This is a genomic window from Ramlibacter albus (assembly GCF_014297445.1).
Taxonomy (GTDB): Bacteria; Pseudomonadota; Gammaproteobacteria; order Burkholderiales; family Burkholderiaceae_C; genus Ramlibacter; species Ramlibacter albus.
Window position 1 is genome coordinate 111,195 of the sequence record NZ_JACORU010000001.1, and the last position, 12,928, is coordinate 124,122.

10 protein-coding genes are annotated in these 12,928 nt (G+C 66.0%); 2 read left to right on the forward strand and 8 right to left on the reverse strand.

The features are described from left to right. Window positions 1–10: 10 nt before the first annotated feature. Window positions 11–1,207 (reverse strand): acyl-CoA dehydrogenase family protein, encoded by a 1,197-nt coding sequence (locus tag H8R02_RS00510; protein ID WP_187079394.1) that lies wholly within the window; start codon window positions 1,205–1,207, stop codon window positions 11–13. Between the two features lie 401 nt (window positions 1,208–1,608). On the opposite strand from H8R02_RS00510, the gene H8R02_RS00515 reads away from it, so the two are divergent. Next, a complete protein-coding gene (locus H8R02_RS00515; RefSeq protein WP_187079395.1) occupies window positions 1,609–2,448 on the forward strand; it encodes a Bug family tripartite tricarboxylate transporter substrate binding protein in 840 nt (279 codons plus the stop codon). A gap of 218 nt (window positions 2,449–2,666) precedes the next feature. Here H8R02_RS00515 and H8R02_RS00520 read toward each other — a convergent pair whose 3' ends face one another. From H8R02_RS00520 to H8R02_RS00535, 4 genes are read right to left on the reverse strand one after another with little or no spacing between them, the layout of a single operon-like run. Beyond that, window positions 2,667–3,848, reverse strand: coding sequence for an acetyl-CoA C-acyltransferase (locus H8R02_RS00520; protein WP_187079396.1), 1,182 nt, complete (start codon window positions 3,846–3,848; stop codon window positions 2,667–2,669). Continuing rightward, entirely contained in the window at window positions 3,845–5,062 is a 1,218-nt protein-coding gene (locus tag H8R02_RS00525) for a CaiB/BaiF CoA transferase family protein (RefSeq protein ID WP_354004849.1), read from the reverse strand. Before H8R02_RS00525 ends, H8R02_RS00520 begins: the two co-directional genes overlap by 4 nt. Before the next feature lie 27 nt (window positions 5,063–5,089). Further along, a complete protein-coding gene (locus H8R02_RS00530) occupies window positions 5,090–6,262 on the reverse strand; it encodes an acyl-CoA dehydrogenase family protein (protein ID WP_187080556.1) in 1,173 nt (390 codons plus the stop codon). A gap of 8 nt (window positions 6,263–6,270) precedes the next feature. Further along, window positions 6,271–7,125 carry an enoyl-CoA hydratase/isomerase family protein gene (locus H8R02_RS00535; protein WP_187079397.1) on the reverse strand — a complete coding sequence of 285 codons (855 nt, stop codon included), beginning with the start codon at window positions 7,123–7,125 and terminating at the stop codon, window positions 6,271–6,273. 106 nt (window positions 7,126–7,231) lie between these two features. Between H8R02_RS00535 and H8R02_RS00540 the strand changes: the two genes are divergently transcribed. Then, window positions 7,232–8,080 carry a LysR family transcriptional regulator gene (locus H8R02_RS00540; protein WP_187079398.1) on the forward strand — a complete coding sequence of 283 codons (849 nt, stop codon included), beginning with the start codon at window positions 7,232–7,234 and terminating at the stop codon, window positions 8,078–8,080. A gap of 29 nt (window positions 8,081–8,109) precedes the next feature. Here H8R02_RS00540 and H8R02_RS00545 read toward each other — a convergent pair whose 3' ends face one another. The 3 genes from H8R02_RS00545 to H8R02_RS00555 are packed head-to-tail and all read right to left on the reverse strand — an operon-like array spanning window position 8,110 to window position 12,928. After that, entirely contained in the window at window positions 8,110–9,075 is a 966-nt protein-coding gene (locus tag H8R02_RS00545) for a Bug family tripartite tricarboxylate transporter substrate binding protein (RefSeq protein WP_255429111.1), read from the reverse strand. A gap of 26 nt (window positions 9,076–9,101) precedes the next feature. Then, a complete protein-coding gene (locus H8R02_RS00550) occupies window positions 9,102–10,934 on the reverse strand; it encodes an acyclic terpene utilization AtuA family protein (RefSeq protein ID WP_187079400.1) in 1,833 nt (610 codons plus the stop codon). Next, window positions 10,931–12,928, reverse strand: coding sequence for an ATP-binding protein (locus tag H8R02_RS00555; protein ID WP_187079401.1), 1,998 nt, complete (start codon window positions 12,926–12,928; stop codon window positions 10,931–10,933). Before H8R02_RS00555 ends, H8R02_RS00550 begins: the two co-directional genes overlap by 4 nt.

The following is a 12,928-nucleotide window of genomic DNA, read 5'->3' on the forward strand; positions in this document are numbered from 1 at the left end:
TGGCAGCCTTCTAAACCGCGTGAGCGCGGCGCGGCATTCCGAGCCCGCGCTCCGCGATGATGTTTTTTTGTATCTGAGCGGTGCCGCCGCCAATGATCAGCCCCAGGTCGAACATGTAGTTGTTTTGCCAGGCTCCACCAGCGCGAACGAAATCACTACCCCCGTCCAGAACCCCGACTTCTCCGAGAACATCGATTGCCAGAGCGGACAGTTGGTAATTCAGCTCGCAACCCTGAAGCTTCACAACGAGCTGACAGAGGCCCGGCTCTTCACCCTTCATGCGGCACGTGAGAATTCTGGCGCTGTTCAGCCGGAGCGCCATGAGCCATGACTGCAGCTTCACCAGCCTGTCGGTGTAGACCGGGTTATCGATGAGGCGGCAGCCGTTGACCTTTTCACTGGTCATCAGCTCGACCAGTTCCTGGAAACGCGTCTGCGTGACCTCTGGATTGCCGAGAGCGCCACGCTCGTGCTTGAGAGCCTCATTGGCGACCTCCCAACCACGCCCACGGGCACCCACGAGATGATCCAGCGGCACACATACGTCAGTGAGAAAGACCTCGTTGAAAGAGGATCTGCCCGTCATCGTCTTCAGCGGCCTGACGTCGATGCCGGCTGCACTCATCGGCACGAGAATAAAGCTGATACCACCGTGCTTTTCTGCCTCCGGTTCGGTCCGGACCAAGCAGAACATCATGTCGGCCTGATGTGCCTCGCTTGTCCAGATTTTCTGCCCTGTGATGACGAAGTGATCTTCCTCTACTCGTCCCCGCGTGGACAGGGCTGCCAGGTCGCTACCTGCCCCTGGTTCCGAATAGCCTTGGCACCAGATCAACTCTCCCCGCAGCGTGGGGGGGATCCAGCGCTGTTTCTGCTCCTCCGTACCGTATTCGAGCAGGGTCGGCACCAACATCGACACACCTTGCCGGTTCGCCACCAGCATCCGGTCCGTGATGCCAGCCGCAGCAAATTCCTCCGAGATCGCGCGCTGCTCCATCAGGTTCGGCTTGGCCCCATAGCCGCCATAACGCGAAGGAACTGTTCGTCCCAGAAACCCGTTGGTAAGCAAAAGCTGTTGCCACAGGCGACGCTCCTCCGTCCCGAGCCGGGTATCCGACTCGGGTGGCGCCAAGTGCCTGTGCGCCGCAATGAACTCCCGAAGCGATTGGCGAAAACTTAGTTCGTCTGGGGTAAGAGTCAAGTCCATGTCGGGTTCGGAATCACGCTATTCGCACGGTGCGACACACATATTCCCCAACCGCGGCTGGAACAAAAAAAGGCGTGTCGTCCGACCATGTTGGCCATGATTGCCCCCAGCGTCGCGCCCTACAAGCAAGAAAAACTTCAGGACGGCTTAAGCAAATCTTAAGTGAAGTCTTCATAGAAGATCGACAATGGTGAGTCCTCTCGGGCTTGGGCCCGGTGCCACCCCGTGAGATGTTATCCGGAAGATTTCAGGAGCAAGTAATGATCCTTACGACTCGACGCCTGCTGCTTAAAGTTGCGGGAGCTAGCGCGGTCACATGGTCCGCAGCGAGCGCTCAGTCAAGACTGGATAGACCAATAAGGATTGTGGTGGGCTATGGGGCCGGGACCGGTCTGGATACGGTGACCCGGTACATCGCCCAACGTCTCGGAAACCGGCTTGGGCAATCTGTTGTGGTGGTGAATGCGCCTGGCGCGGATGGCAACATCGGTGCGGTCGCTGCCGTTCGCGCCGCTTCTGACATGTATAACCTCTTCGTTGCGGGTTCGTCGACGCATGCGGCGAATGCCGCGATCTACCCGAAGCTCCCATTCGATCCAGCGGCCGACTTCGCTCCACTGTCGGCATTTGGATACATCCCATTCGTCCTGATCGTCAACCCGGATCGCAGCAAAGCCAGGTCCTTTAGTGAGTTCATTGCGACCGCTAGGTCAGCAGCCGAGCCGCTTTCGTTTGCGAGCACCAGCGTAGGCAGCCGGATCGCGGGGGAGCTTTTCAAGCAAGTGGCGACGTTGAAAGCTACGAACATTCCGTACAAACAGAGCGGCGAGGCCATGAGCGACTTCCTTGGCGGTCGCCTTGATTACTACTTCTGCGACATCACCACTGCTTTGCCTGTCATCAAATCTGAGCGGGCGGTGGCCTTGGCAATCACCACCAAAGTAAGGAGTCCTAAGCTCCCACAAGTTCCGCCTTTGTCCAAGCTTGGATTTCAGGATTTTGACGTTTCTTCGTGGGGCGCGATCTGGAGCGTCTCGGCCACGACACCGCGGCCGGTATCGGATGTCATTGCCAAGCACGTGACGGAAATTCTTGCGGATGAGGAAGGCCGGGAATTCCTCATTGAAAAAGGATATGTGCCGGCGCCTGCAGGTCCCCAGCACTTGGCAGAACTGCAGATCCGGGACACAGCGGTATTTGGGAAGGTCATCCGTGATGCAGGAATGGCGCAGCAGCGGTAGCTGTGCGTGTGGGACGCGTGTTGCTTCCTCGTCGTGGACGGGCATCAGTCCACAGATGAAAGGCCGTGAAGCAATTGGTCGCGCCTCATTCTGATCAACAAGATTTGCATTTTCTGCCACCGTACTCGCCGCAGCTCTAGAGCGCCGGAAGGGTACGGGTCACTGCCGGCCGCAGCTGGCAAGCAAACGTCCCCAGCAGGCCCTCCCCCGAGGTGGCGTCAAGCCACCTCGAACAGACCGGCGGCGCCCATGCCGCCGCCTACGCACATCGTCACCACCACGTAGCGCGCGCCGGCCGTCCTGCCGGCCAACAGTGCATGCCCCACCATGCGCGCGCCTGACATGCCGAAGGGATGTCCCATGGCAATGGCGCCGCCATGGATGTTGAGACGCTCGTCGGGAATGCCGAGCCGGTCGCGGCAGTAAAGAACCTGGACCGCGAACGCCTCATTCAGCTCCCACAAATCTACGTCCTCCATCCGTACCCCGCAGCGCCGCAGGAGGCGTGGCACGGCATATACGGGGCCAATGCCCATTTCGTCCGGCTCGCAACCTGCCACCGCGAAACCGCGAAAGACACCCAAGGGCTCCAGGTTACGCTGCTGCGCGAGGCGGCCGCTCATCACCACGCAGGCCGAGGCGCCGTCGCTCAGCTGGCTTGCGTTGCCTGCGGTAATGGTGCCGCCATCGATTACCGGCGTGAGTGTGGCCAGTTGGGCTGCGGTCGAAGCGCGCAGACCCTCATCGGCGGCCAGCGTGATATCGGTGAAGGTGTCGGGCGTCCCGTCCTTGCCTTCGATGCGCCTGCGGCTGGCCAGCGGAACGATCTCCCGGTCGAACGCTCCAGCGTCCCGCGCGGCGATAGCGCGCACCTGGCTGCGCAGGCCGTACTCGTCCTGCCGTTCGCGCGAGATGCCATAGCGGCGCGCCACCGTCTCGGCGGTCTGGATCATCGTCACGTAGAGCCCGGGCACGTATTGCTCGATCCATGGATCGCGCTGACGGAAGGTGTTGGTATGGCTGTTCACGGTGAGGCTCACCGCATCCAGTCCGCCGGCCACCATGATCGGCACGCCGTCCTGCCGAACGCTGTGCGCGGCCATGGCGATCGCCTGGAGACCCGAACTGCAGAAGCGGTTCACCGTCACTCCGGCAGTGCTGACGGGCAGGCCTGCGCGCAGCGCAGCGGCGCGGCCGATGTTCATGCCGGTCGTGCCTTCGGGGCGGGCGGTGCCGAGGATCACGTCCTCGACTTCGCCCGGGTCCAGCCCGGCGCGCTGCACCGCGTTCGAAATTGCATGCGCGGCGAGCACCGTGCCCTGCGTATCGTTGAAAGCGCCGCGGTACGCCTTGCCGATCGGCGTGCGGGCGGTGGAAACGATGACGGCGTCGTCGGTCATGCGGGGGCAGCCTTCGTGGCAGACTGGGTGGCCGCGTCTGCCTGCTGCACGATGCCGGCGGCCAGTAGCTTTTCGATGGTCTCGGCGTCCAAGCCCGCTTCGGTCAGCACGCGAACCGTCGATTCGCCGATGGCCTGCGGATGGCTGCGGTAGCTGGCCGGTGTACGGCTCATCTTGATCGGCGAGGCCACTGAACGGTGACCGTTGACCTCGACCACCATGGTGCGGTGTGCGGTGTGGGGATGCGCCAGGGCTTCCACCACGTTCTGGATCACGCCGCAGGGCACGTCCACGGCGATCAGCTTCTCGAAAAGATCCTGCGCGGCGAACGGCCGGAACGCGTTCTCGAGTGCGGTGCGCAGCTCGAAGCGGTGCACGGCGCGCGTCGCGTTGGTAATAAAGCGTGGGTCCGCCGGCAGGTCCGGCCGTTTGACGACCTCGCACATTCGCGCGAACTGGCCGTTGTTGCCCACCGCCAGGAAGAGCGGCTCGGTACCGGTCGCGTAGCTGTCGTAGGGGGCGATGTTCGGGTGACCGTTGCCCGAGCGCTGCGGCGGGCGGCCGGTGAAGAGGGTGTTGATCGAGTGCGGGTACAGCCCGGCCAGCGCGCAGTCGTACAGCGTGGTCTCGACCTGCTGGCCCCGCCCGCTGCGGGAGCGCTCGTGCAGCGCCATCAGGATACCGATGCAGGCATTCAGTCCGGTGCCCACGTCGACCACTGGCACTCCCAGGCGGGTGGGCGGGTCGGACGGCGTGCCGTTGATGCTCATGAGACCCGATAGCGCTTGCACCGCGGCGTCGTAGCCGGCCACGCCACCCAGCGGGCCCGAGTCGCCGTAGCCGGTGATGCGGCAATGCACCAGGCGCGGGAAGCGGACCGACAGCACGTCGGTGAAGCCCATGCCCCAGCGCTCCAGAGTGCCGGTCTTGAAGTTTTCGATCATCACGTCGGCGTCGTCGAGCAGCTGGAACAGGACCTCGCGGCCCTCGGGGCGTGCCAGGTCCACGCAGACGGTGGATTTGTTCCGATTGATGCCGGCGAAATACGAGGCCATGCCGTCCCTGAAAGGCGGGCCCCAGGTGCGGGTTTCGTCGCCGGACGGTCCTTCGACCTTGATCACGCGCGCGCCGTGGTCGCCCAGTATCTGTGCGCAGAACGGTCCCCCCAGAACGCGAGACAGGTCCACGACGTTCATGCCTTCGAGTGCGCTCACGATGACTCCTCTTGTTTATTGATGGGATCAGTACGACTTGGGCAGGCCCAGCACCTTCTCGGCGATGTAGCACTGGATCATCTGAGGGCTGATGGGGGCGATGCGCGGGATGAGCGATTCGCGTAGGTAACGCTCCACATGGTATTCCTTCGCGTATCCGAACCCGCCGTGCGTCATCACCGCCGTAAGGCAGGCCTGGTAGCCCGCCTCAGCCGCGAGGAACTTGGCGCTGTTCGCGTAGGCGCCGCACTCCTGCCCGGCGTCGTAGAGGTCGGCGGCGCGCTGCACCATGAGGTCGGCGGCCTCAAGATTCATCCAGCGCTCGGCCAGCGGATGCTGGATACCCTGGTTCTGGCCGATCGGCCGGTCGAAGACCACCCGCTCCTTGGCGTACTGCACCGCCTTGCGCAAGGCAGCGCGGCCCAGACCCACCGCCTCGGCGGCGATCAGGATGCGCTCGGGGTTCATGCCGTGGAGGATGTACTCAAAACCGCGCCCTTCCTCGCCGATGCGGTCCTCCACCGGGATCCGCAGGCCATCGATGAACAGCTCGTTCGAATCCACCGCGGCGCGGCCCATCTTGTGGATCTCGCGCACTTGCACCTTGCTGCGGTCGAGCGTGGTATAGAACAGCGACAGCCCGTGCTGCGGCCGCGCGCATTTTTCGATCGGCTTGGTACGGGCGAGCAGCAGCATCTTCTCGGCCACCTGCGCAGTGGAGATCCACACCTTCTGGCCGTGCGCCACATAGTGATCGCCGTCGCGCACCGCGCGCGTCTTCAAGCGAGTGGTGTCCAGGCCGACGCTGGGCTCGGTGACGGCGAAGCAAGCGCGCTCCTTGCCGCCGATGAGCGGCGGCAGCATGCGGGCTTGCTGCTGCGGGCTTCCAAACACGACGACCGGCTGCAGGCCGAATACGTTCATGTGCACCGCCGAAGCGCCCGACATCCCTGCACCGGAGGCCGAGATGGTCTGCACCAACGTGGCCGCCTCGCGCATGCCCAAGCCAGCGCCGCCCAGTTCAGTGGGCATGCAGATGCCGAGCCAGCCGGCTTCGGCGATCGCTTGGTGAAACTCCGTGGGGAAGCCTCCTTCGGCATCCTTGTTCATCCAGTAGGTGTCGTCGAAGCGCTCGCACACGGCTGCAACCGCCTCCCGGATCGTGGTCAGATCGGCGTTTTGGTTGAATGAATCATGCATGTGAACTTTCAATGCGTCAGTCGGGGCGCGGGGACCGCCCACTGCGGCTTGCGTCTGGCGCGTGAGGCGGCGACACCCTCCACAGCCTCGGTGCGCATCTGGTGGGCGAACACACCGGCCGCCTCGTCAAGGTAGCTCGCGAGGGCTGCGCCTGCTTGCGGCTGCGCCACCTGGCGTAGCAGGCGCTTGGTTTCGATGCTTGCCGAGGGGCCGCAGCCCAGCACCCCTGAGAGCAGGGCGCTGGTGCGATCAGCCAGCTCGGCTGCGTCATGCGCCAGGTAATCGATTAGGCCGATGCGGTGCGCCTCGATACCGTCGATGCGCTGGCCGGTAAGTATCAACCGGCGAGCCGCAGGCACACCAATGCGCGCAACCACGAAGGGCAGGATCTGCCCTGGCACGAGGCCGATCGCGGCTTCCGGGAAACCGTAGCGTGCGCCGGCAAGGCCGACCGAGATGTCGCAGGCGCAGATCAGGCCCGCGCCGCCCCCCATCGCATGGCCTTGCACCACGGCCACGCTCACCTTGGGCGAGGCGCACAGGCGCGCGAGGAAGTCGCCATACAAACGGTTGCCGGCGGCGATCGGGTCACGACCATCGGAGCCGGGAGGCGCGCCGAGGCGGTCCTGCATGTTCGCCAAGTTGCCACCGGCGCTGAAGGCGTCCCCGCTGGCAGTGAAGAGCAGCACGCGCACCGCATCGTCGGCCCCGCCTTCGCGCACCGCCGCGTCGAGCGCAGCCACGGTGTCAGGACCTAGCGGGTTGCGCGCCTCGGGCCGGTTCAATTCGATGTGCAGGACGGCATCGCGACGCGTGACGCGCACTGGCCCGGCGGCGGAGGCTGAGGTAGTAGCGGTGTCCATTGTGGTGGTCGGAAAACTTATGATTCGTCCCGCCATCATAGGAGTGGTTCACTGGGCAATCCAGTTAGATAATGCTGCGATTCGAAAGAAGCCTTAAGGGATTTTTATGGAAATCCGCGACCTCGACGTCACATTGCTGCGCACATTCGCGGCCGCCGCGGAGCGCGAGAACTTCGCCCAGGCGGCTGAGAAGGTGTTTCGCACCCAAGCCGCCGTCTCGCAGCAGATGCAGCGACTCGAAGCCGTTGTGGGCTGCGACCTGTTCACTCGCGTCGGCCGCAACAAGCGCCTGACCGACCAGGGCGTGCGCCTGCTCGAGTACGCGCGGCGCATCCTCAGCCTGAATGACGAGGCCTACCGGGCGATGACGCAGGCGGTGTTCGAGTACCCAGTGAAGATCGCCGCCTGTGTCGACGCGGTCGATACGCTGCTGCCCGAGTATCTGGCCATGTGCGCGGAGACCTATCCTGGCCTGCGGGTAGACATCCAGGTGGGCCGCAGCCGCTGGCTCGCCTCGGCGCTGCGGCGCGGCGACGTCGACCTGATGCTGGACGTCGCGCCGCACGAGGACTTCCACCACGTGGTACTGCGCACCTCGCCGGTGGTGTGGATCGGCGGCGCCCGCTTCCACGCGCAACCGAGCGTGCCGCTACCGCTGGTGCTGGTCGATTCGGGTTGTCCGTTCCGCGGCATGGCCATAGAGGCACTCGCCCAAGGCGAGCGCCCCTGGCGCACGGCGTTCCAGACGTCGACCCTGGCGGGGGTACGCGCTGCACTGCGTGCTGGGCTGGGTCTCACGCCGCGCACGATCGAGATGCTGACTCCGGAATTGAAGGTCGTCGACCAGGAACTGGCTCTGCCCAGGTTGCCGCCGATCAGCTACCGCCTGTATTCGCGGGTGAACGATTGCAGCGACAGCGCGCGCAAGATTAGCGCATTGATCTCGCCCGGGTGACCGGCGGCCGTCTGACGGCAGCGTGCGCTTCAGGGTTGCTGCATCCCTGCTTCGCGGATGATCTTGCCCCAGACGGTGGTGTCACGCCGCTGCAGCGCGGCCAGTGTGGCGGCACCGCTCTTGACCGTCAGCAACCCCTTGCCGGCGACGAACTCGCGGCCTTCCGGCGAATCGAGCGCTTCCGAGACCCATTGCGCCAGTGTCGCCGAAACGTTGGGCGGCGTGGACGCGAGCGCGCTCCACATGGCGATCCAGGAGGCGACGTCGAAATCGGCGAAGCCCGATTCCGCCAGCGTCGGCACCTCGGGCAGGGCGGCGAGCCTGCCGCGCACCGACACTGCCAGCGCCACGGTCTTTCCGGCCTTGACTTGGGGAATGGCCGTGGCCACGTCGCAGAAGTAGAAGTCGAACTGTCCGCCCAGCAGGTCGGTCATCGCTTGGCTACTGGCGCGGTACTGCACGTTCACCGCCTTCAGGTTGGCGACCTGGCGGAAACGTTCACCCGCCACCCGATTTCCGACGCTGGTGCTGGCGAACGAAAGGTCCCGCCCGCCACCGGCGCGTGCCCAGTCCAGGAACTCCTTGATCGAGCGCGCCTGGATGCGCTGCGGATTCACCAGCAGGATGAACGGCGCGCTCGCCAGGTTGGAGATCGGCGTGAAGTCGGCTTCAGGGTCGAACGGCAGCTTCTTGTAGATGGAGGCATTGGCTGCGTGCGTGGAGGAGCCCGACACGAGCAGCGTGTACATGTCGTTCGGCGCCCGGACAGCAGCTTCAGCTGCGATGTTCCCATCGGCACCGGGCTTGTTCTCCACGACGGCGGGACGGCCGCCGCGCTTGGCGATTCGGTCGGCAAGGAAGCGCGCCAGTGTGTCTGTGGCGCTGCCGGCGCCATAAGCCACGATCACGCGCACCGATTTTTCGAGGCTGCCGGGGGCCGGGGTCTGCGCGCGACCGAGCGCGGGCCATCCGCCCGCCGCCGCGGCGGCGGCCATACCCAGGCAATGTCTTCTGCGAATCGTCATGCTGTGTCTCCTTGGTTGTGAAGTCGGTCCGTCTGCGGCAGCAGATCGCGCGGGCAAGGAATCTCCAGGTCGAGCAGCATCTGTGCGTAGCACTTGCCCAGCGGGTCCGAGCGCAGACTGCACGAGCCCCCGCCGCCAAGCGCTCGCTCCAGAAGAAAGTTGAACGCGCCCAACCCGGGCAGCGCGAAGCGGGTGACCGGTCCGTCCACGAGGTGTGAGAAGTAGTCTCGGACCCTTTGTTCGGTGAGGTAGCGCTCGAGCACCGGCACCAATTCCTGCTTGCGCGCGATCACCCCGATGTTGGCGTCGTCGCCCTTGTCGCCACTGCGCCCGTGGGCGATCCGGGATAGCGTGACCGGGACTGTATCGACGTCCAGCGCGGCGGACGCCGTGCCAACCGGGTCCGTGGAGAGGGGTTCGGTCGCGATGCCGCGTTCCGGTGCGGGCATGTACTGCATCGGAGCATCGGGCGCGCTTTGCAGGCACACCATCACGTGCTCTTTCGCGATGAAATGCGACGCCGTGCCGATGACGGCCTGGATGTCCGCACGTCCACCGAAGTGGCTGCGCGTGCCCGGCCCCATCGAGGTACCGGCCGACGCCGACTCCTTCTGCAGGAAAGCCAGCGCCTTGCGGTCGCGGTGCTGCACAGCGATTCGCAGCACGATCTCGCGGCTTTCCTCTACCCGGGCGTGAGCGCCGTACATCGATTCAGCGCCCAGCAGTTCGACCAGCGTGCCACTGTAGTCGGCGAATCCAGCGCGCGCCATCTGCGCGCGCGTGCGCTTGAGCAGCTCTTGCGCAGTGCGCTGGGCCTTGGCCTTCGCGCGCTGGCCACGAATGGCCATCATGATCGCAATCTGGAAGCCGCGCGGATAGGTGGTGGTCACCTTGTAGTGGTCGCTCGGCGCGCGGCCGCGGGCGCCGAACACGCGCACGCGGTCGGTTCCGGCATCTTCGATGCGCACCTGCGTGAAGTCGCACACCACGTCGGGCAGCGCGTAGGCGGCAGGGTCGCCGATTTCGTAGAGCAGTTGCTCGGCGACCGTGGCGCGGTCCACCCGCCCGCCGGTGCCCGCGGGCTTGCCGAGCGCAAAGGTCCCGTCCGCCTGCAGCTCCACGATGGGGTAGCCGATGTCTGCCCAATCTGGCACCGTCTCCCAGTCCGTGAAGAGACCTCCGGTGGCCTGCGCGCCGCATTCCACCAGGTGGCCTGCCAGGCTGCCTTGCGCCAGCCTGTTGTAGTCGTGCGGCGCCCAGCCGAACTCGTGCATCGCGATGCCCAGGAGCGAGGCACTGTCCACGCAGCGGCCGGTCACGACGATGTCAGCGCCCTCGCTCAGGGCCTGGGCGATCGGCTGCGCGCCCAGGTACGCATTGGCGGACATCAGCGGCGCGGTCGCGGCCGCGGCCGGCTGGCCGTCGGGCATCTCGAACCGGTCGGCCAATGCCAGCACGTCGTCTCCGGTCACTATGGCGATGCGTGGCGCCAGGCCCTGTTCGGCGGCAACGGCCAGTAGTGCGTCGCGGCACTTGGCCGGATTGAGCCCGCCGGCGTTCGACACCAGGCGGATGCCCCGTTCCATCAGGATCTTCAGATTGGGCTTGACGGCGCCGGTCACGAAGTCGGTGGCGTAGCCCAGCTCGGGGTCCTTCAGGCGGGCGCGCTGCAGCACCGACATGGTCGTCTCGGCCAAGTAGTCGAACACGATGTAGTCGAGCCGCGGCGCAGTCAGCAGCTGGGGCACGGCCAGCGCCGAATCGCCCCAGAAACCGGATCCGCTGCCGATGAATACCGAGCGCGAGTCATGCTGGATGTCGTCGCTCATGCGGCCTCCAATTCGACCAGTACCTGACCGGCGCTCAGCTGTGCACCCACGTCCACCAGAATGCGCGCTACGCGCCCGGCGCCTGTGGCGCACAGCGGCATTTCCATTTTCATGGATTCCATCACCAGCAGCGTCTCCCCGGGCTCCACGACGTCGCCCACCGCCACCGGCAACGCAATGGCCTTGCCGCTCATCGGTGCCAGCAACCGCAGGCGGTCCTCCCCGGCATCGCCCGCGCGGTCGAACCGCACCACCCGCTGGTAGCGCCACGCATCAGCCCCGTCCTGCACCCAGACGCTGTCGGCGCCAGGCTGGACCCAGGTCAAGCGCCGGAATAAGCCGTCCAGCGCAAAGCCGATCTCGTCGCCGTCGGCGCGCAAGTTGGCGAGCTTTATCGGCGCCGAACCCTGGCTGTCTTCGCCTGTCGGCGTCCATTCGAAGCCGTCGCCCGCCTGCGCAGCGATGCGCACTTCACGCGCGGCTGCTCCCAGGCCGCGCAGGCTGGTGGCGGTGGTCTGGAAGCTCGGCGCCAGCCACAGCGCGGCAGGCGCGGACATGCCCGCCTGCCGGGAGCGCGTGCCTGGCGCGGCCAGGCCCGCCAGCACCAGCGAGGCCGCCGCCAGCGCATGCGCCGACGGCTCGCGGCGCCAATAGGCGTCGTTCATGTCCTGCTGTGCGAGGAAGCCGGTGGTCATGCCGCCTTCCAAGAACACCGGGTGCGCCAGGCACCGTTCGAGGAACGCCAGGTTCGTGCGGATACCCAGCAGCACGGTGCGCTGGCAGGCCATGCGCAGCTTCTGGATGCATTCAGCGCGGCTGGGCGCGGCGGCCAGCAGCTTGGCGACCATCGAGTCGTAATGGGGGCTGACCTCACAGCCGTTTTCCAGCGCGGTTTCCGTGCGGATGCCGGGAGGCGCTTGCCAGCGCTCAACGCGGCCGACCTGCGGAAGGTAGCCGGCCGCCGGGTCCTCGGCGCACAGCCGCAGCTCGATTGCGTGGCCGGTCATGCGCACGTCGGACTGACTGAAGGCAAGCGGCTCACCCTGAGCGACACGCAGCTGCTGCTCCACCAGGTCGAGACCGGTCACCAGCTCGGTCACCCCGTGCTCGACCTGCAGGCGCGTGTTCATCTCCATGAAGTAGAACGACTTGTCCGCACCCAGGAGGAACTCCAGCGTTCCGGCGCCGGTGTAGCCGATGGCGGCGCACGCCTTGCGCGCCACCTCCCCCATGGCTTCGCGCAGCGTGGCGTCGACCGCGGGCGAAGGCGCCTCCTCGATCACCTTCTGGAAGCGGCGCTGCGTCGAGCAGTCGCGCTCGCCCAGGTGAAGGCAGGTGCCGTGCTCGTCGCACAGCACCTGGATCTCGATGTGGCGCGCCTGTTCAATGGCGCGCTCGATGATGATCTCGTCGGAGCCGAAGGCGCCCAGCGCCTCGGACCGCGCCAAGCGGAACATGGGGGCGAGTTCAGATTCGCTGCGCACCACCCGCATGCCGCGCCCGCCGCCGCCGGCAGCGGCTTTCAGGATCAGCGGGTAGCCGATCCGGCCGGCAGCGGCCTGCAGGTCAGCGTCGTTGCGGCAGCCCTGCGCGCCCGGCACGGTTGGCACGCCGGCGTCCTGCATGGTCGTCTTTGCCTGCGCCTTGTTGCCCATGAGGCGGATGACGCGGGCGCTCGGGCCCACGAAGACCAGGCCGGCATCGGCGACGGCCTGCGCGAAATCCGCGTTCTCGGAGAGGAAGCCGTAGCCCGGGTGTACGCCCTGCGCGCCGGTGCGGCGGCAGGCGTCGAGGATGGCTTGCACATTGCGGTAACTGGCGACCGACTCGGCCGGCCCCAGGCGCACAGCCAGGTCGGCCTCGCGCACGTGCGGGGCGGCGGCATCGGCGTCGGAGTAGACGGCGACGGTGCGCAGCCCTACGGCGCGCGCGGTGCGGATGACGCGCCGCGCGATCTCCCCGCGGTTGGCGATGAGGAGGGTGTCGAAACGCAT

Bases quoted from the DNA above. Each gene is read 5' to 3' on its own strand.
- H8R02_RS00545 (WP_255429111.1), bottom strand. From the start codon at position 9,075: ATGGCCGCCGCCGCGGCGGCGGGCGGATGGCCCGCGCTCGGTCGCGCG.
- H8R02_RS00535 (WP_187079397.1), bottom strand. From the start codon at position 7,125: ATGGACACCGCTACTACCTCAGCCTCCGCCGCCGGGCCAGTGCGCGTC.
- H8R02_RS00550 (WP_187079400.1), bottom strand. From the start codon at position 10,934: ATGAGCGACGACATCCAGCATGACTCGCGCTCGGTATTCATCGGCAGC.
- H8R02_RS00520 (WP_187079396.1), bottom strand. From the start codon at position 3,848: ATGACCGACGACGCCGTCATCGTTTCCACCGCCCGCACGCCGATCGGC.
- H8R02_RS00555 (WP_187079401.1), bottom strand. From the start codon at position 12,928: ATGCGTTTCGACACCCTCCTCATCGCCAACCGCGGGGAGATCGCGCGG.
- H8R02_RS00510 (WP_187079394.1), bottom strand. From the start codon at position 1,207: ATGGACTTGACTCTTACCCCAGACGAACTAAGTTTTCGCCAATCGCTT.
- H8R02_RS00530 (WP_187080556.1), bottom strand. From the start codon at position 6,262: ATGCATGATTCATTCAACCAAAACGCCGATCTGACCACGATCCGGGAG.
- H8R02_RS00540 (WP_187079398.1), top strand. From the start codon at position 7,232: ATGGAAATCCGCGACCTCGACGTCACATTGCTGCGCACATTCGCGGCC.